The 19,409-nt window shown below is 33.0% G+C and carries 20 protein-coding genes and 1 pseudogene; 5 read left to right on the plus strand and 16 right to left on the minus strand.

Features of this window, described 5'->3' with window-relative positions; translation table 11 throughout:
• Positions 1 to 219: 219 nt before the first annotated feature.
• The 4 genes from AAG068_RS13380 to AAG068_RS13395 all read right to left on the minus strand — a co-directional run bounded on the left by AAG068_RS13380 (position 220) and on the right by AAG068_RS13395 (position 4,726).
• Positions 220 to 1,923, minus strand: a complete 1,704-nt coding sequence (locus AAG068_RS13380) for a M4 family metallopeptidase (RefSeq protein ID WP_342719640.1) — start codon at positions 1,921 to 1,923, stop codon at positions 220 to 222.
• A 562-nt stretch (positions 1,924 to 2,485) separates the two neighbouring features.
• Positions 2,486 to 3,463: a DUF4179 domain-containing protein gene (locus AAG068_RS13385; RefSeq protein ID WP_342719641.1), complete on the minus strand. Its 978-nt coding sequence runs from the start codon at positions 3,461 to 3,463 to the stop codon at positions 2,486 to 2,488.
• Entirely contained in the window at positions 3,464 to 3,994 is a 531-nt protein-coding gene (locus AAG068_RS13390) for an RNA polymerase sigma factor SigX (protein ID WP_342719642.1), read from the minus strand.
• A 252-nt stretch (positions 3,995 to 4,246) separates the two neighbouring features.
• Positions 4,247 to 4,726 (minus strand): AraC family transcriptional regulator, encoded by a 480-nt coding sequence (locus AAG068_RS13395; protein WP_342719643.1) that lies wholly within the window; start codon positions 4,724 to 4,726, stop codon positions 4,247 to 4,249.
• A 746-nt stretch (positions 4,727 to 5,472) separates the two neighbouring features.
• Here AAG068_RS13395 and secY point away from each other — a divergent pair.
• Positions 5,473 to 6,777 carry a preprotein translocase subunit SecY gene (gene secY / locus AAG068_RS13400; protein ID WP_342719644.1) on the plus strand — a complete coding sequence of 435 codons (1,305 nt, stop codon included), beginning with the start codon at positions 5,473 to 5,475 and terminating at the stop codon, positions 6,775 to 6,777.
• Between the two features lie 46 nt (positions 6,778 to 6,823).
• On the opposite strand, the gene AAG068_RS13405 is transcribed toward secY, so the two are convergent.
• Positions 6,824 to 7,741 carry a DMT family transporter gene (locus AAG068_RS13405; RefSeq protein ID WP_342719645.1) on the minus strand — a complete coding sequence of 306 codons (918 nt, stop codon included), beginning with the start codon at positions 7,739 to 7,741 and terminating at the stop codon, positions 6,824 to 6,826.
• Positions 7,742 to 7,887: 146 nt separating this feature from the next.
• Here AAG068_RS13405 and AAG068_RS13410 point away from each other — a divergent pair, with 146 nt between their 5' ends.
• Positions 7,888 to 9,321 carry a PLP-dependent aminotransferase family protein gene (locus AAG068_RS13410; RefSeq protein WP_342719646.1) on the plus strand — a complete coding sequence of 478 codons (1,434 nt, stop codon included), beginning with the start codon at positions 7,888 to 7,890 and terminating at the stop codon, positions 9,319 to 9,321.
• 97 nt (positions 9,322 to 9,418) lie between these two features.
• On the opposite strand, the pseudogene AAG068_RS13415 reads toward AAG068_RS13410, so the two are convergent.
• Positions 9,419 to 9,514: pseudogene (locus AAG068_RS13415) on the minus strand (NADP-dependent oxidoreductase); the annotation flags it as partial.
• A gap of 282 nt (positions 9,515 to 9,796) precedes the next feature.
• Here AAG068_RS13415 and AAG068_RS13420 point away from each other — a divergent pair.
• Positions 9,797 to 10,651, plus strand: a complete 855-nt coding sequence (locus AAG068_RS13420) for an alpha/beta fold hydrolase (RefSeq protein WP_342719647.1) — start codon at positions 9,797 to 9,799, stop codon at positions 10,649 to 10,651.
• A 116-nt stretch (positions 10,652 to 10,767) separates the two neighbouring features.
• Here the strand turns inward: AAG068_RS13420 and AAG068_RS13425 are convergent, their stop codons facing one another.
• Both AAG068_RS13425 and AAG068_RS13430 read right to left on the minus strand, forming a co-directional pair.
• Positions 10,768 to 11,103 carry a hypothetical protein gene (locus tag AAG068_RS13425; protein WP_342719648.1) on the minus strand — a complete coding sequence of 112 codons (336 nt, stop codon included), beginning with the start codon at positions 11,101 to 11,103 and terminating at the stop codon, positions 10,768 to 10,770.
• A gap of 11 nt (positions 11,104 to 11,114) precedes the next feature.
• Positions 11,115 to 12,284, minus strand: coding sequence for a ParM/StbA family protein (locus AAG068_RS13430; RefSeq protein ID WP_342719649.1), 1,170 nt, complete (start codon positions 12,282 to 12,284; stop codon positions 11,115 to 11,117).
• A 209-nt stretch (positions 12,285 to 12,493) separates the two neighbouring features.
• Here AAG068_RS13430 and AAG068_RS13435 point away from each other — a divergent pair, with 209 nt between their 5' ends.
• The gene (locus AAG068_RS13435; RefSeq protein ID WP_342719650.1) at positions 12,494 to 12,895 is read left to right on the plus strand and encodes a hypothetical protein; all 402 of its coding nucleotides are present in this window, start codon (positions 12,494 to 12,496) and stop codon (positions 12,893 to 12,895) included.
• Positions 12,896 to 13,155: 260 nt separating this feature from the next.
• On the opposite strand, the gene AAG068_RS13440 is transcribed toward AAG068_RS13435, so the two are convergent.
• The 8 genes from AAG068_RS13440 to sleB form a co-directional block, all read right to left on the minus strand.
• Complete coding sequence (locus tag AAG068_RS13440) at positions 13,156 to 13,584, minus strand: hypothetical protein (RefSeq protein WP_342719651.1); 429 nt, start codon at positions 13,582 to 13,584, stop codon at positions 13,156 to 13,158.
• Between the two features lie 88 nt (positions 13,585 to 13,672).
• A complete protein-coding gene (locus AAG068_RS13445) occupies positions 13,673 to 14,209 on the minus strand; it encodes a DUF1697 domain-containing protein (protein ID WP_342719652.1) in 537 nt (178 codons plus the stop codon).
• A gap of 107 nt (positions 14,210 to 14,316) precedes the next feature.
• Positions 14,317 to 14,775, minus strand: a complete 459-nt coding sequence (locus tag AAG068_RS13450; RefSeq protein WP_342719653.1) for a GNAT family N-acetyltransferase — start codon at positions 14,773 to 14,775, stop codon at positions 14,317 to 14,319.
• A 199-nt stretch (positions 14,776 to 14,974) separates the two neighbouring features.
• Positions 14,975 to 15,472, minus strand: coding sequence for a GNAT family N-acetyltransferase (locus AAG068_RS13455; protein ID WP_342719654.1), 498 nt, complete (start codon positions 15,470 to 15,472; stop codon positions 14,975 to 14,977).
• 24 nt (positions 15,473 to 15,496) lie between these two features.
• Complete coding sequence (locus tag AAG068_RS13460; protein WP_342719655.1) at positions 15,497 to 15,853, minus strand: hypothetical protein; 357 nt, start codon at positions 15,851 to 15,853, stop codon at positions 15,497 to 15,499.
• A gap of 262 nt (positions 15,854 to 16,115) precedes the next feature.
• Positions 16,116 to 16,712 (minus strand): YhcN/YlaJ family sporulation lipoprotein, encoded by a 597-nt coding sequence (locus AAG068_RS13465; protein ID WP_342719656.1) that lies wholly within the window; start codon positions 16,710 to 16,712, stop codon positions 16,116 to 16,118.
• Between the two features lie 26 nt (positions 16,713 to 16,738).
• Positions 16,739 to 18,079 (minus strand): germination protein YpeB, encoded by a 1,341-nt coding sequence (ypeB, locus tag AAG068_RS13470; RefSeq protein ID WP_342719657.1) that lies wholly within the window; start codon positions 18,077 to 18,079, stop codon positions 16,739 to 16,741.
• Between the two features lie 15 nt (positions 18,080 to 18,094).
• The gene (sleB, locus tag AAG068_RS13475) at positions 18,095 to 18,856 is read right to left on the minus strand and encodes a spore cortex-lytic enzyme (RefSeq protein WP_342719658.1); all 762 of its coding nucleotides are present in this window, start codon (positions 18,854 to 18,856) and stop codon (positions 18,095 to 18,097) included.
• A 144-nt stretch (positions 18,857 to 19,000) separates the two neighbouring features.
• On the opposite strand from sleB, the gene AAG068_RS13480 reads away from it, so the two are divergent.
• The gene (locus AAG068_RS13480; protein WP_342719659.1) at positions 19,001 to 19,333 is read left to right on the plus strand and encodes a DUF3889 domain-containing protein; all 333 of its coding nucleotides are present in this window, start codon (positions 19,001 to 19,003) and stop codon (positions 19,331 to 19,333) included.
• Positions 19,334 to 19,409 lie beyond the last annotated feature (76 nt).

A 19,409-nucleotide genomic window follows, 5' to 3' on the forward strand; every position in this document is an offset into this window, starting at 1 on the left:
ACTTCCTATTAAGAGGTCAATATATTATTAATTTTCTGTTTTTATATACTTTAAACCTTATATATGTATTGTAACTTCATAAAGATAGACAACCTAATTATTGCTTAGTAAGTCTATTTTCATTCATACATTGCTGCATAAAAACAGCTACTATCTTTAAAACGACAGTAGCTGTTTTTTATAATGTAATAATATATGAATAAAAACTATATTTCTAACTTACTTAATTTTTGCTGCATCAAATGCCTTTTGAACTGCTTGAACTTCAGCTGTATTTGCACCATATTTATTCGTTGCCACTCGAATACATGCTGATCTTAATTCTTTGAAATTAGAAGTCATGTTTAACTCATCTGTATTTGCGTAATAGAAGATATCAAACATTTTATCTTCACCAATTCCTTTAACAGTTACACCGTTATGAGTTCCACCTTTTGCAATGAGATACGCAACTTTATTAATAATGCTTGAATTAAAATGAACCCCACCTTGATCCCATCCATTAAAATCATTAAATTCACTGTAATCATCTGGATAAGGTACACCAAGTGAAGATGGAACAGAAGCCGGATTTTCCATATCACGGAAAACAGATCCAGTTTGTTCTCCCATCGTCCAGTTAAAACTTCCATTATTTACGTATTTCTCAATAGATGTTCCCATAATATCAGATAGCGCCTCATTAATCGCACCAGATTCACCGTAATATTCAAGATTAGATTCGCTAGAAGTAACAGCATGTGTAAATTCATGGCCAGCTACGTCATATGCCTTGACGATAGGATCTCCATATACAAGCATACTTCCATTATTCGCACTTAAAGCATTCTGCCAATTTTTCGGATCATTCGTATCTCCGGAATCCCAAGCATGTACAACTGAAACCACCTTTTGACCCTTATTATCAAAGCTATTACGCTTATATTTATCTTTATAAAAATCAAATACTTTTGTTGCTAAGTAATGAGCACTTACTGCTTTTGGATCGTTAAATGTTGTCGAAGTACTAGTTGCTAATGTACCAGGATAATAGCTTTCTTCTTTCGTAATGTCTCTATAATTCACATCATATGTTTCGATTCCTTGCCCTCTTGTATAATCAGCAAGAGCATATTTGCCATTACTTTGTTTAGAGATACCAAATGTACGTGATATACCTAAATCATCTTTTCCTGTTCCAGTTAATGATGTAAGATTGCTTTTTTTACTTTTCTTTAATGCTCCAACTAGTTTTTCACTTGCTTTTAAGTTAGATTCTTGTACCATATTTTTTAACATATCACCATTTTGTGCATTTATTAAATAAGTTCCGGAAACATAGTTTGGTGTTGCAGCTTCAAATGTAACCTGGTATGCATTGCTAGCTTGTCCATTATTTTCATCAACAAAAATAACTTCTTTAACTTCTGGCTCAGAAATAAAATTGATATCGTTCCCGTACTTCGTATAAATATATTGTGTTGCTTCATCTTTTGATAGATTGATAGGTTTTTTCAATTCTTCTTGTTTTAAATTTTGCGCACTATCGCCTGAAACACTTTTAATAACACCGTTATTATCTACGTGTGCAGTCAATTGATGGCCATATACTTCTTTCCCTTCGTATGTTTGCTGAATACGTACAAGTGTAGTCCCATCATATGAACCACGTTTTTGAAGAACTTTATAATCTACTCCTGTTTCTCCATTGACTTGCTTTGGAGAAAGAGCTTGTTCTGTTTTCTCCTTCAGAGCATCTTTTACTACATTCTCTGGTGCTTTTTGTGACGGTTGTGTAAGTTCACCCGAACGGAATGATTCTTCCTGAATTTGAACTTGTAGTTGATCTGTTTCCTCTGCATGACCTACTCCGTATGGTGCTACTGCTGTTAAAGCTAAACCTGTTGTTAATGCTACCTTAGTTAACGTCTTTTTGTTTTTCATTTTTTCACCTCGTATAATTTTTGAAATAGAAAGCTTGTACAAAGTATACTTGCTGTTCTTGTCGAAAAAAAGGGAAAATACACAATTTATGTAACATTATGCAAAATTACATAATATAAGGACGATGATATAAATAAAGAACAACTTATATAAGTGCATTAATTTCAATAAAAAAAGAGCTCCCTAAGGCGCTCTTTACATACGATTATAAATCATAAATGCATTGTGTCATTTATTAGTATATGCTTGTCTCATTTAATTGTTTACTTGGTAATTTCTCTGCACATTAACCATTAAAAATCCGTTATCTAATACATTGAAATTCTTCGTTACTATTTGATTAGTAAATGAAAAAGATAGTTAAGATAATGTAAGAAACAAACATGATAAAAGCAAACCAATAGATAAAGTGAAACTTTAATCAGTGGGGGTTTTCTTCATCCCCCACCTAACTTCTTTGCTTTCGCTGAATTTTGAGGTGGGGGTCTTACTGCCCATTAAAGCGGGATAAAGATAGCACTCGACATGTATTGTGTTATTCTTTTTTTCATATGAATTTGTTTTACTTATTAACTTTCCCAGGATTAATTTGAAATTGCCCTTTCCAAGATCCAACTATTTTTCCTATTTTATTTATGTTTACATCTAATGTTAAAGGTTGTTTAAAGGAACCTTTTCCTTCAGGACCTTCAATAAATGTAATGACACCTTCTGGTCTGTCTTTATTGCGAATGCCTACATGCTCTAACTTTTTTCCTTCTGACAATAATTCGAATGGTAAATTGTCTTCACCTTGAATAAATGATAATTGTGAAAACATACCATTTCCTGTGTTATATTCAGGATTTTCTTCTTGTTGTCCGTTTACTTTTCCATCGCTTTTTATATCTAATCCAGTTGTATCAAATTCAAATGGCATTAGAGTTCCATCGGCTTTTTCAACTCTATAATGAACAGATATACGTGCATCCGCCACATATAATTCTTTAAAATGTACAGTTACCCCTTGATCAGTTATCTTTTCATCAATAGGTATAAACTGTCCTTTCAACATACCTTCTTGTTGTACACCGTTTTCATCCTTACTTCCTTCATTCACAACCGTATCATTTAACACCTCATTAGCAAAGTAAGAAGCAATATTAGTTGCTGCAACTTGAACTTGCGGGATCATAGCTATAGTAAAAATACCTATTGCAGCAACCGCCGTATACATAAAACGTTTTGATTTTTTATTCATATTTGAAAATACTCCCTGCTTTCTTTCTATCGTTTGATTTGTACTAAATACATTATTAGTCTGGTTATAACTATTAAATGTTTGCCATGCTTTTTCGACATCAATATTTATTTCTGGAATCTCATGAAGCTTCTCCTCGGCTAGTGTTGAATTTCCCCATTGATTTAATTCTGTTAGCTCAATTAATAAATTTTGACACTCCTTACATTTGTCTAAATGCTTTATAAATTGTTTTCTTTCCTCATGGGAAAGTTCACCATCAATATATGATTGAATGGATCCCATTTCATAACAAGTCATTTATTTCCCCTCCATTTGTTCAAAAATTTTCCGGAATTTTAGTTTAGCTCTTGCCAGCATTGTTCCAATAGACGAATCGTCAATCTGAAGTACTTGCGCGATTTCTTTATATCGAAACCCTGAAAATTTCATTAATAATATTGTTCGATCTTGTTCTTTCATTTTTCGCAACACCATTTGTACTTTTGTAATTTCTTCTTTTCTAATCCATTCATCATCTAGTGACGAATCAATTTGAACTTCTTGATACTGGGTTTCTTTATCGACTCTTGCCTGATGTCTCTTTTCAGAACGAATGTAGTTATAGGCGACATAAGTAGAAGACTTTATAAGCCAAGCACGTAAATTTTCTATTGCTTTCCAATCTGAATGATACAGTTGCAAAAACACCTCTTGCGCTAATTCCTCAGCAACCGTCTGTTCTTTAATGATCCATATTATTTGTTTAACAACATACGCATAGTTTTGTTTAAACAACGCTTCAAATGTTATATGTGAAACATTCCTCTCTTCACTTTTTATTGTTTGCATGTGAATAAAACCTCTCTCTCTTTTGGTGCCTGCATTATAGAGAAACCAGAATGCTCATTTTTGTGACAGAAAAATAATATTTTTTATTATGTACTATTACGTACATTCATCATATAAACAAATATTCATATTAATTAAAGTGAACTTTTTTCTCAATAACAACATAAAACCCACTCTCAATTATTTTTAAGAGTGGGTTCAATACTATTAAAAAACAATTATTTTAATACCGCTTATAATTTATACTACTTATTATTTGTTCTTTTTTATCGGCACAAATAAATCAGCCTTTAATTTTCCTTCTAGGTCTTCTGCAACATTGTTCATACAAAACTCTAAATTATCCCTATCAAAATCTGCACTATACTCACTATTTGGCAACCACATTGCGTACATATATTGATACACTTCACTTAATTTATGAGGTTCATCATAGAACTGATATAGAGCGTATTGACCTCCATCTACACATTTAAATTGCACATCCTGATGCGGTTCTTTTTCAAAGTTTTCAGGTACGGTAACGCACGCATCATGTCGGCACTTATGACTTGCAACAAATTCAGGATTATCTAATGAAATTCCGATAAATGATTGCTCTGGTGGATGTAGATTATTTTCATTTGCCCACTGTAGTAACTTTTCCCAATGATCTTGTGGTTCAAAGTAACTACCAACTCTTCTTATAAATGCCACTTCGAATTGCGGTAAATTCTTTATTATAACTTTCATTTACATCAGCCTCTCTATACATATCTACTCCATTTATTTAGCTCTCGTATATATGTATTCCTTCCTAAATAAAACAAATTCTCTAATTACAGAATCGATATAAAAATCATACTAAAGTTGTATGTAGTTCCATACTTTTACACGATTCTATATTCTTTTTAAATCGATATATTAATGATAAGAGAATGAAAGAATGAAGGAGGTTTTGCATTGATTAAAGGACTATATGAAGCACACTTACCGGTTAGTAATTTACAAAATTCTATTTTTATCATTTAATAATTATTTAGTGTGCTTTCCTCATACAGAGGAACTTGCCACTTAATATTTATTAGTATATACACCATAAATTAAGCAAGAAAAATCTAGATGTATTTCACATAATTCTTTTTTAAAATTTCCATCCAATCTATTCACTTGCGTTCGTTTATCAAAAAATTTCTAACGATTAAATGCACATCCTATCAATTCATCATTAAATAAATGTAAAAAATGCCCGTATTCATTCATTTTTCATGCGTATGTATGTACATTTGTTAATTTATTCGATATATTATGTGTATTGAATGATTACGAAAAGCTTATTGGTCGCTTATACAACACCTTATATTTTTATATCCGTGAAAACTACAAAATGTATGTAAATCCATTTGTCAAATGAATTTAATGCGGAAGGAGGTTTGTGGTTACTTCATCGGGATATAATAATCAGTTTTTTAACTGATAAAAATATAGGAGGCGACATAATGTTTCGTACGATTTCAAATTTCATGAGAGTAGCTGAGATAAGAAGGAAAATCCTTTTTACATTAGCGATGTTAATCGTTTTTCGAATTGGCACGTTTATTCCAGTTCCTCATACTAACGCAGAGGTATTAAAAGTACAAGATCAAGCTAACGTTTTAGGTATGCTAAACGTATTTGGCGGAGGAGCATTGCAACACTTCTCAATCTTTGCTGTAGGTATTACACCTTATATTACAGCTTCCATCATAGTACAATTACTACAAATGGATGTTATACCTAAATTTTCGGAATGGGCAAAGCAAGGAGAAATGGGCCGTAAGAAATCAGCTCAATTCACTCGATACTTTACAATCATTCTCGCATTCATACAAGCCATTGGAATGTCTTATGGCTTTAATAATATAGCAGGTGGACAATTAATAACAGATCAAAGCTGGACTACATACTTATTTATTGCGACAGTTTTAACTGCAGGTACTGCATTTTTACTTTGGTTAGGTGAACAAATTACCGCTAATGGCGTAGGTAATGGTATTTCGATGATTATCTTCGCAGGACTTGTAGCAGCGATTCCAAATGTGGCGAACCAAATTTATTTGCAACAATTTCAAAATGCAGGCGATCAATTATTCATGCACATCATAAAGATGGTTTTAATTGGTCTCGTAATTTTAGCGATAGTTGTTGGTGTTATTTACATACAACAAGCCGTGCGTAAAATACCGATTCAATATGCGAAAGCTGTTTCAGGCAACAATCAATATCAAGGAGCAAAAAACACTCATTTACCTCTTAAAGTAAATAGTGCTGGTGTAATTCCAGTAATCTTTGCTTCTGCATTTTTAATGACGCCGCGTACAATTGCGCAGCTTTTCCCTGATTCAAGAGTATCAAAATGGTTAGTTGCTAATCTAGATTTCGCACATCCAATTGGAATGACACTTTATGTCGGTCTTATCGTTGCTTTTACATACTTCTACGCATTTATTCAAGTAAACCCTGAACAAATGGCTGAGAATTTGAAAAAGCAAAATGGATATGTGCCTGGTATTCGCCCTGGTAAATCAACAGAACAATATGTAACGAAAATTTTATACCGTTTAACATTTATCGGTGCAATTTTCTTAGGTGCCATTTCAATTTTACCGCTCGTATTCACAAAAATTGCTACATTACCACCTTCTGCACAAATTGGTGGTACAAGCTTACTTATCATTGTCGGTGTAGCACTTGAAACAATGAAGACGTTAGAAAGTCAGCTTGTGAAACGTCATTATAAAGGGTTTATAAAAAAAGTAAATTAAGTAAAAAACACAGTTGGTTATTTTTCCAACTGTGTTTTTAATTCTACTACATTTCCTTCTCAAATAATTTCCCTTGTTTGAAATAAGACCGAAGTGTGGATCGATTAGCTAAAAATACACCAACCAAAATGAAACATGCACCTATTCCCTTTGTAGGGTTTAAAGGTTCTCCTAATATAATATATCCAACTATAATAGCAATTAACGGTGATACGTATAACCATGTTGACGGGAATACAGGATTTGTTTTTGATAAGAGCCAATAATATAATCCGTGCCCACCAATTGATCCGATAAAGATAAGATATAAAATAGGCCACTGTACACTCCATGAAGTTAGTACAGATACATTCGGTTGTTCTACTATGGCTGAGACGATTAGTAGTAATACTCCTCCATAAAACATTTGAATACCATTTATGAGAAATGGTGATACATTTTGTAAATCCGAAAGTATTTCTTTTGAGTGAATAGAGCCTATTCCATAAAATAATTCTCCTATTATTAAAACAAAACAAGCGATACTCCATATGATACTTATTTCTTGGTGCATTTCTGGTAAAGAAACAAAAATAACACCTATTAGTGCAATAATTAAAGCTAGCAGTTGCTCCTTTTGCAAATTTGTCTTATTTCTCTTTGCCTGCAATAACAATATCATCATCGGTCCCGTAGCAGATAGCACAGCAGCTAGCCCTGAAGAAATATATTGTTCCGCCCAGTACAAAGTTGCGAATGTCATAAACGTTAAGCAAAAACCAGCATATATAATACGTTTTGAAAATACATGTGGCATTATTTCCTTTCGCTTTAACTTAAATATAATCATCAAGATTACTCCTGCTAAAAAGAAACGAATTCCTGCAGAAAATAACGGAGGCGTTCCTGCTTCAATTCCGATCTTTATCGTTAAAAATGTTGTTCCGAAAATAATACATACTAAAATATAATTGAAAATGACCATTTTTCTTCCTCCTTTTTACTCTTAACATGAGTATAGAAGGTATGGTGTATAACAGTGTAACTATGTATATAACAGTTACCTAAAATCATAGTTGATTCTATTTATATTTTTCGCTTTAATTAAATAAAAACGAAAAAGGTGAAACCATGAAAATTGTCCTTCGTAAAGAATCCAACATACCGTATTACAGGCAAATATATATGCAAATCGTTGAAAGAGTACAAAGTGGCATGCTTTCACATGGTGACTCACTTCCATCTTTACGCTCTATGGCCGAAGATTTACAGATTAGCCTATTAACTGTTCGTAAAGCATATAAGCAGTTAGAAAAGAAAGAATATATACGCATCCAGCAAGGAAAAGGTGCTTATATACATAAACATGTAAAGAAAGATTTCAAACCAATTCCATATCAGTGGCAACAAACGAAAACAATTAATGTTATGCGTTCTCAATACGCAATGAATCAGCACCGAAAATATTATGATTTTTCACAAGCGATTTTATATCCTCGTTTATTGCCAAATCCGTTCTTGGCAGACGAAATGCATAAAATACTTAATAAAGACCAGATGATTCTAGCAACTTATGGGCCAATTCAAGGTGATTACGAACTGCGAGTTGAAATAGCAAATTACTTACATGAACACCAGCAATTAGTAACAGATCCATCCCAATTATTAATTACAAGCGGCGCTCAACAAGGAATTGATTTAATTGCTCAAACATTATTAAAACCTGGTGATATTGTATTAGTGGAAAGTCCGTGTTATAGTGCTGCACTTGATATTTTCATCAATAAAGGTGCTCAAATTATACCTATTTCTCTTGATCATCATGGAGTTCGCTCCGACTTAATCGATGATATTTGTCAAAGTAAAAATCCTGTTTTATTGTATACGAATCCAACGTTCCAGAACCCAACAGGTACAGTAATGAGTAAAGAACGGAGAATGGAACTTATAGAACTAGCAGAGCTATATAAGTTTTTTATAATTGAAGATGATTCTTTCGGAGAAATATATTTTGAAGGCGCTACTGTCCCCTCTCCGATCAAAAATTTTGATAAGAATGGCCATGTAATATATATAAAAGGATTTAGTAAAACGTTAGCACCAGGGCTGCGTATCGCCTCACTTATTGCTGATGGACCTATTTTCGAATGGTTATATGCTGTAAAAGGTTCAATGGATATCGGTAGTCCTTTATTAACACAAAAAGCACTTCTACCGTTTTTACGTGCAGAACGTATGAAAAACCATTTAGAAAAATTACGTACAGCTTTACAAATTAGACGTGACATAACGATTAATATGTTATCAACACTTAAAGAAATACACTTTGAAATACCAAATGGTGGATTTAATTTGTGGATTACACTTCCTGATTCGATTGATCCCTTTACCTTATTACAAAAAACAAATGAAGTAGATGTCTCTTTTTTACCAGGAACAGCTTGCCTATTAAATAACGATACAAATAATAATCAATTAAGGCTTAGCTATTCTATGTTAAATGAAAAAGATATGTTGATTGGTTTAGAGAAATTACATGATACAGTACGAAACTATAAGTTATAAAAGCATATGCACAATATCTTTAAGCTAAAAAGTAAATACCCCAAAATATTTTAGTTTTGGGGTATAATGAAAAATTTTGAAAGATACTTAATCATTTTCATTCCACTTTTATAACAATCTTACCTCTAACATGTTGGCCTTCACTCAAAATATGAGCTTCTCTTACCTCTGCTTCATTAAACAGTACAACTTTACGCTACTTTTAACAATTTGTTTTAAAACTTGTCTTTCTTTTAATTCTTCAACACTACCATATTGATCTATAACAATTGCTTTCATTTCCTCTCCTCCTTGCTGTTTATTTTAATAACATACAAATATTTCTCAAAATTTTTTCCCTTGAATTATCATAAACTTATTTTTGGGGGTAAATTGCGTAAGAAGCGTTGCAAGTTCCAAAACGAAACTTACAAACACCTTAGAATCTTTCAAAACTATATTTAAAATTTAATTCAAAAGAAATGGGGAGAACGCTATGGCTGAAAAGATATTTAAAATAAACGGGATCGATATATGTACAGAAAGCTTTGGGGATCCTAAAGACCCAGCTGTTTTATTAATTATGGGTGCTACGTGTTCAATGGTGTATTGGGATGAAGAGTTTTGTGAACAGTTGGCTAACACGGGGAAATTTGTTATTCGTTTTGATAACCGTGATGTGGGACGCTCTGTTGCATACGATCCTGGAACTTCCAATTATACAGTTACACATATGGCAGAAGATGCAATTGGGGTACTTGATTCTTATCATATTGATCAAGCACATCTATTTGGTATGTCTTTAGGTGGTATGATTGCTCAAATTGCTGCTGTAAAACATCCCGAAAGAATTTTATCGTTAACATTATTAGCTACAAGTATAATAGGCTCTGACGATAACACGCGCGATTTACCTCCGATGGATGAAAGAATTTTAACACATCACGCAAATGGCACGCATTTAGATTGGACAAATGATAAAGATGTAGCTGAATATTTAGTTTCCGGATCTCGCCTATTATGTGGATCAAAACGAACATTTGATGAAAAAAGAGTCTATAAACAAGTAAAACAAGAAATAGAACGAGCTAACAATTTATTAAGCATGTTTAATCACGCTTTACTTCAAGGCGATGATGCATATGAAGGTGTGCTTCACTCCATACAAGCACCTACATTAGTCATTCATGGAACGGACGATACTGCTCTCCCTTTCGAACATGGTCTCGCACTTATCGATGAGATACCTAACTCAGCTCTATTAACTCTTGAAGGTGCAGGACATGAGATTCATCCTGATGACTGGGAAAACATAATTCATGCTGTTACTGAACATACAGCTAAAATATAAATAAATTACGAATAGAAGGAGTACAGATTGTCGTGTGCCTCTTCTATTTGTTATATAAAAAACCCATCACTGTATCTATATGTATAGTGATGGGCAATACTTATATTTTTCTATGTTTAAAAAAACGGACAATCTAATTGATCAACAGCTTCCCATGATTTTTTTTTTATATTATCGGTGGATTTATTAGCTTCTAATGGTACGTTTTTAAAAGGATTTACTTCAACTTTTAATAAGGGTGATGGTTCTACGTATAATGAGAAAACATGGCTACTAGGAATTGCTTTTGATACATCAATATCTCCTACTTGTTTAAAGAGTTGCTGCGCTGCAAAGAAAAAGAAATTGGTTGGGTTTGATTGTTTATTTAGCCATGCAAGCATTTCAGGTGATACTGACTTATGAATATTGATTTTCACTCGATCACCACGTTTATATCGCCTAGATCGCATGCTTCCACCAACTAACTTATCGTTAAGTTTGTAAATCCTAACTCTTTTTGTTTATGTTCTCTATATTTTGGTGAACAAGTATAGATTAATAATCCACGTGCATTTGTAAATAATGGATTATCTACAAAGATTACATTTGTTAATCGTCCCTTTTGTTTTAAAATCATTTTTAAACTATTTTTAATAATTACTGCGCCCCCGCCATAAATAAATACGTATGGATCGTCCTTCATATCATCAATTTTATTTATGATATCCGTTGCGACACGCGCTGCTAACCCTAATAATGCCGGTTGTGACTCCTCAACTAATAACGCATTTCTTGGGTGCTTTTCATTTAAATAAATTTGGTTAAACTCTGTAATGCTATCAATCGTCTTTGTTGGATACTTCCGGTTCCACCTCGTAATAATTTGTAGTAACGTTTCTTTCACACCATATGATAAGCCCTTACTTAGTTGTGGTCTAAAGTTAACACCTAGTGAAACTACTTCTTCTGTCGTCCCTGCGCCAATATCAAAAGATAATAATGTTTTATCAACAAAATCAATTTCTGAAACTTGATTTTGTTCACATTCTATTTTATGTTTTACAACATTTCCTTCCTCGTCATATACAATGCCCCACGTTCCAGAAGCGCCCTCAGGTAGGCATTTACAATATTCGATAGAAATATTAATTGTCACATCACGTCCGTTAGGATAATGGAATACAACCTTATGATTGCCCATATAACGTTTCGCATTTTCCGCAGCTATTTCTTGTGTAATAAGCTGCATAGGAAGAGCAACAGATAAATCATATCGAATATTAATATGACTAGACGTTGGACTTTGACGCATAGCACTTACCGCTAAACCAGATAAAATTGTAATAACCATTAACTCATCAGTTGACTTATTTGATTTCTTCTCAACCTCAGTACCTTTTAATTGATCTTGAATGACTTTTTCTCCAACGATATACCGCACGTTATTTAACATTAACGATGGAGAACTGATGGTCACGTCAATGTGATTTTCTAATTCAGATAATGAAACATCTCCCTCATCTAACAATCCAGTAGGCTCTCCTATATATAAAGCATATATACTCGGAATAAAAATAGGATCTTGCCCTTTCACCATTAACTTCAAACCGTTATTTCCTGCATCAGCACCAGCTTTTAAAAGAATAGACATAACTACCCCCTAAATTAATCTGACATCCCTTCCAAATATATGCGAGCCCATTCTTTTACATTCAATTGTAATGTAATTTTTTATAAAAGACAAAAACAAAGTATCATATTATTTCTTTGTCATGTAAAAAGTATTTGACATAAAGGTTTTCCAATTTTATACTATGGATGTAAAGAGTTTTTTACAACTATGGAGGTGCCGTTTCTAATATGAATCGCAAAAATTTCATTTTACTAACAATCATTTTATCGTTACTTGGAGTACTTATACATGGAGTCTATAAATACATCTCTGAAGGTGCGATTTTAGGTGGAACAATCTTCGCAAGTGCAATAATAATTAGCTACCTCTTCAATCATATTACATGGGGAGATCCAAACGGAGTATCGGAAGAAAGCCAAGATGAAATGGGACAGCAAATCCAATATAAAAGTTTTAAAATTGCTTATTTTGTACTTATATGTCTTATGTTTTTTGTTTTACTATTATCAGAAGGATTTGCATTCCTATTACTCGATGAAATAAAGAATCTTCCTCTTTTTATCGCCCTATGCTCTTCTTTCTTTATTTATCCTATTGTCGAACTTATAGTCGCAAAACAATATAAATAAAAAGTGAGATTTTGTAAAGTGATAATAATGTTATTTCATTTTGATTTAAAAATATAAGAGCCTGACTACAAATTATATTGTAGTCAGGCTCTTTAAAGTTGTTTAATTTCTAACCTTTTAAATGAGTTTGTAGACAAATATAAATAATAAATTTGTTTGCCAAATCCATTATTTTACCCTCCCAATAATCAAATATAAAATTTTTAGCCTATATACCTAACATAAACAAGATTTGGCCTTTAACTGTTTTCGCATCTAATTTAATTAGTACCATTACGCTCTAGCTCTTCTCGATTAAAGTATTGTTCTAGTAACTCTTTACCTGTTTTAATTGTAGTATAGTACTCTCCACCATACAGTTTCCCTTCTGATGGATTGTGAAAATCTTCGTATTTCTTGAAGTCTTCATTTTCTTCAAATGATTTCTTTGCAAGGTCCATGTCTTCTGCTTCTATTTTAGCAAACAATCTACCTATATCGAATACCCCTTCATCATCAATACTCTCTTCTAAAAGATAGTGTTCCTCTTCCTCTATAGGTGTTAATTTACTTTTTGTAACAGAATATAAATGTTTCGTTTCTTCTACTTGTACCATGATAAAAATCCAACCAACTCTTACAACCGTACATGGTGCCAACCCTTCAAATGTAAATGCAACTACCTTTTGGTCTTTCACAAATTTCCCCATCTTACTACCCCTTAATTCGTTTATTTTATACTATAACCATAGTTTCTTGAACATTTATCTGCTCTAAGTAAACCTCATCTTTTTATATTTACATTCCTTCAACTATCGTTTTTAATTTACTCATAGTCCGCCAATTCCTAACCGTAGCTGGTGTATGTAACCTCTGAAATTGATTCATTAATTTAGAGTTTCGAATGCTATTCTTGAAAAACACATACACTACATTTTCAACTATATAACAATCTTCAGTCTCATTTTTTTGCATAAGTAGCTGATCCTTTTCTTTTTCAGAAAGTTCATTTGCTAAAAAGGCAACATGTATACTTTCTCCTTCAAGCAATGAATCGACTTCATAAGGACACCTTTTTATCGTATTTATAAATTCATCACGTGTTCTTAACATGACCGGAACATCAAACCCAAAAACGTTTTTAATTTCTGATTGTATTTGTTTATTTAAAAAATCAATATCTTTTTCAGATTCGAACACGATATTACCGCTTTGAATATATGTTTTTACTTGTTTTAACTCTATTGATTCAAACATTTGTTTTAAATCAGCCATTTTGATTATCTTATGCCCGCCTACATTAATTCCTCTTAGAAGCGCAATATAAATGGTCATATCATTTCTCCTTATTCAAATGTGTTTCACAATTGATGTAATAATATAAACGATAAGAACCTTGCTACATTGTATTGAAGTAAGGTTCTTATCGTTGTTTAATTTCGTTATAGATCCGTTGACTTTTTAAACAAAGGTATATACCCTCCACTAGGTCCATAAGCAACTCCGATTTTTTCCCATTCATATTTTTCATAATAGCCTTTAAGATCTGAAGTAAGATAAAGAAATTTGTACCCTTTTTTTGCTGCTTCTAGCAATCCATGATTCAACAATTTTGCACCTATAGAGTTGCCCCTAAATTTTTCATCTACAAACAAACATGCTAGCCATGGGCTCAAATCCTGACGACTATTTAAATCATTGCGAATTAATGCATACGTTCCGATAATCTTATCCTCTACTTTTGCTATGTAAAAACTAGGTATGTCATTTGGATCAGTTAAAGCATTAGTCATACAATCTTCATAAAAAGCACGCCCAACTTCCTCACCCCATTCTTTCCAAAAAACATCTATTGCCTTATTAAATAAATCATCTTTTTTTAGTAATTGAATTATTTCCATAAAGCTAACCCCCCCTAAAAATATTATTTAATGATTGTACAACTAACTAAAATTAATGCTTTTCAAGTATCTTTAATTTTTTATGTATCTAGCTATAATTTCTTTACTCTAAAATATAGCCTTTTAATATTTATTCTCTTATCGTTCTAAATAAAAAAACTTACTACTTTGTTACACGAGGAGTAAGTTTTTCTTCTCATTATTTTATGATAGGTAAATGCATTATGATTTGTTGACCAATTGGTCCCATTCTTCTAAAACCTTTATCTTGGAAGCCGACTTTTTTGTATAAATTTTGTGCAGGAATATTTTTTTCATTTACAGCAAGTACAACTTCATTTTTCATCGGAAAATAACGTTGTACAAAGTCTTGTAATAGTGCCAATGACTTTTTAGCATATCCTTTCCTTTGACTATCGTGATTTACGGAAAACGATGTTAAAAGTAATGCATTTTGATTGTCTGTGAACTCCTGTACTCTATCTCCCGTTTGCAATGCAAAAAGACCAACAGGTATCCCGTTGTAATCTAAAATAACAATCACATTTTTTGTACGATCACTCTTTGCTTTCTCCAATAATTCGCTCGGATCTGATGTGAATTGAACTTGTTCACTTGGTAAAGTAAATGTTTGTATAACTTCTTTATATTTTTCTTTATACGGAACTAATTGGATTTCCCCAATATGTATGTCCATGCTAAACTCTCCCATTTTTACTTATTAACTTAAACCTTGCTGCACTTTAGAATGTACCTTTCCATCTAAAAAGGTAATTTCAACTAATGCAGTTGGATCGCTTCCCTTCCAAGCAAAAATTTGTTTAATTTGTGTAGAATCTTCTACACCTTCTTCTATAAGTAAATTACCGTCAAAACCAATTAAATCTTTCACTTCTGTATAAGTCATTCCTTCATTTATATTCGAGAAATGATTTATATTAATAGTTTCTTTCTTCTCACTTTCCATCACAGTTGAAGAAGTCGCTGTTTGTTTTTTCACTTCTTTCTTCTGTTCACACGCTGTCATACTGAAACCTAAGCATAAACTACATAATATTAATGCCCTTTTTTTCATCATAACAGTTGTCCCTCCCATAATAATTAAACCATATATTCCCTTAAAAATAAACTGAATATTTAATATTACATTGAAAAACCCTGCACAATTTAGTACAGGGTTAAGGTTAATTTTATCCCGCTTTAATGGGCAGTAAGATCCCCCATCTCAAAATTCAGCGAAAGCAAAGAATTTTTGGGGGCGGGCTGCCCATTAAAGTCCGATTGGTTCAACTAATAATCAGTGGGGGATGAAGAAAACCCCCACTGATTAAAGTTTCACTTTATTTATTCAAATGATTATTTGATTGGTCATTCTGTTCTTTTCTTAGTTCTTGTTCTTCATCTTTTGGTAATTGTTTATCATTATCTTTAATTGGATTCGTTTCTCGATTTTCAATCATGTCATTTGGAACTTGTGGCATTACTCGGCCAACAATTGCAGCTAACTCATCGAGTATACCTTCACCTGTTTTTCCTTTTTTTATTTGCTTTCCAATTTGTTTCAGTCGTTCATACGTATCAACATCTGCTACAACGACTGCATTAGCACCATCAGGATCGTTTTTTAAACTTTCTGCAACTGAGTATTTAATGGACTCAACGCGAGTTCGATCAAGTTTCGCTTTTACATCAATACCTACAATAGCATATTTGCCGAATACTACAGCTGTAGCATCATTCACACCTGGCACACTTGCTGCTAAAGATGCTAAATGGTCCGCTGCTTTTTCGTTTGGTTTATTTGGTTTGTTCGTATAGTTAACATTTTTCATCGAAACATTTTTTTGCTCTGGCTTTTCGTTTGGATTGTCCTTTTTTCCAATACTACATCCGGCTATAAACAAGCAAAGCATCAACATGTATATTAGGCTCTTCATTATTCTCACCACTTTACTATTAAAGTTTAATCATAAATTTTTTCAACAGCTTGCATTTTTTTCACTTTTTCCTCTGCGCCGCTATTTGCATTAATGAAAATTTGGTACGTATCTTTCCCTAAAGTACCTACAAATTCATGGCAAAGTACTTCGTTATGCAAATCATTTACTACTACAGCTTTACGTTCTTCCATAACTTTAACATCTGGATTGATTTTCTTTCTTGCTTCTGCTGCAGTTAGTTTAGCTGATGGAACTGTTCGTTTTTGATGTGATGCTAAATATTCTTTGGCGGAGAAACCAACGATAGAACCGTCATCTAAAGCAATTTTCATTTGAATTGCTTCTGGATAAATTCGTACGCCATTCTCATTTACTACATACGTAAATACACCAACATTATCATATTGGGAGCTATCATAAAGCTCCATATTATTAAACTTGTGGTCCTTTAAAAATGTCAAACCTTTACTTCCTGCATCGTTTAAACTGATTTTCTGTTCTTTAATTTCTCGGTTATTCATAACCCAAATTGGATATCCGCCTTTTCCGGTAATATCCATATAAAACTCATTATTCGTTGCTGAATCTTTTATTTTCACACTATAGAAAGATTCTTTCGCACCTTTTCCGCTTTTCTCAACATCTACTTTTTCATTTCCTTTTAAATTTAAAAATGATTTTGCGATTTTTGCTGCTTCTTCTTTAGAAATTGCTTTTCCTTCTGCTTCAAATCCACCTTTTTTATTTTTTTGTGCACTTGTAAAGGTCGGTCCGAAGTTTGTAGAGGAATACGATGTTACGTTTTTCTCTACTGTTTTTAATCCGTCAATAATTGTATTGTCTGCAGGATCGCGATTTGATGCGAGTGCCATCTCAACATCCATCCAGCGTAAATTATTTTTCAAAACAAGATGTTGCACTTTTCGTAACTCATCTTGTATATTCCCAGCATTTGAATATAAAGTTTGTAATGTTTTGTATTCTTGATCATTTAACGGTTCTTTTTCTAAATCACGAATGGCTGCACGGTAACTAAAATCACCGATATTCGCTAAAAATTCTTCCGTTTTATTAAAAGGCATTAATGTTAAAGGAAGTTGTCCTACATCCGAACGAGCTTCCGATGTTAATCTCCATACGTCTGCTAATGCAGGCGATAAAGATGCACGTGAATTCATTGCGAGCGTTGTTCCAATTTTGTCGTGCAATAAATCAACCTCATATGCTAAATCATGAAACGCACGTTGATAACTATTTTCCGCTCGAATTAATACTGCATTCTTCTCTTGATGTTCTTTATAGCCCCAGTATCCTGTTCCGACTACACCGACTGTTAATAATACAATGATAATACCTCGTAACATAGTTCCACCTCCGCTCTATTTACAGAAAATATGTTTCCCAATCTTTTTAATTTGTGGACGAGTCCAAATCCATTTACTTGTTGCAGTATCTGGATTGAAATAATACAATGCATTTCCTGTTGGATCCCATCCATTAATTGCATCTAATACAGCTTTTTTTGCTGTTTCATTTGGCGTTAAATAGATTTGTCCGTCTGCTACCGCTGTAAATGCTCTTGGCTCAAAGATGACACCCGAAACGGTATTTGGGAACGATGCACTTGTAACCCGATTTAAAATAACTGCAGCTACTGCAACTTGTCCTAAGTATGGCTCGCCACGAGATTCTCCATATACTGCGTTTGCCATAAGCTGAATGTCATTTTGAGAATAACCATTTGGAACATTTGTCCCTTTATTTTGAGATGGTTTATTCTCTTGTGCAGTACCACCACTATTCCCTTTATTGGCAGTTGACTTATCATACTTCGTTGCCTTTACGAGCATTTGCTTCGTTTTAGCTCCAGCTAAACCATCAACAGGTAATCCGAATTTCTCTTGAAAATTTCGAAGTGCCCAGTATGTACCCCATCCGAAAACACCATCCACTTTTCCCGTATAAAATCCGTTATATTTCAAACGAGATTGCAGTTCAATGACATCTTCGCCAGATGCCCCTCTTTGAATGACTTGGTTAGAAAAGGCTTCTACGTTTTTCAGTTGTATACTACTGACCATCAAAGATAGTCCTATAAATGTAAGTAAAACTGCTATTTTAAAAATAGCTTTTTGGCGCATAATTTTCCCTCCTTAATTATGTAAATGATTTCTTGGTTATGTTTTGTAAAAGCCTCGCTTTTATGTAAAGAAGACAAAAAAATCCAAACTCATATCGTTGAAAAAATATGTAAACAATATAAAAAAATATAAAAGGAGTTCATCATGAAAAAATTGTTAAAGCGTGTCGCACTCGTCATTTTATTTATCACAACATGTTCAAATATATATACCGGCTCATCAATTGTTCATGCGCAGCCACCGTATGCCAAATGGGGGAAACTTGCTGTAGAAAAGACGAAAGAACAATATCCAAAAGCGGAGATTATTGATTACCTTCATATAGGTAGAAAACCGAAAACCGTTCAAATAACAGTTGAAAAATTTAAATTGTGGCTACGTGAGGATGGAAAAGAATATGGCGTTTTTGTTGATGTTGAATTTGAAACGAAGACGGAGAAATTTATAAAAATGTCGTTTCAGAAGACGAGTAGATAAAGTGAAACTTTAATCAGCGAGGGTTTTGTTCATCCCCACTGATTATTAGTTGAACCAATCGGGCTGCCCGTTAATG

The sequence above is a fragment of the Bacillus paramycoides genome, from assembly GCF_038971285.1.
In the GTDB taxonomy this organism is placed as follows: domain Bacteria; phylum Bacillota; class Bacilli; order Bacillales; family Bacillaceae_G; genus Bacillus_A.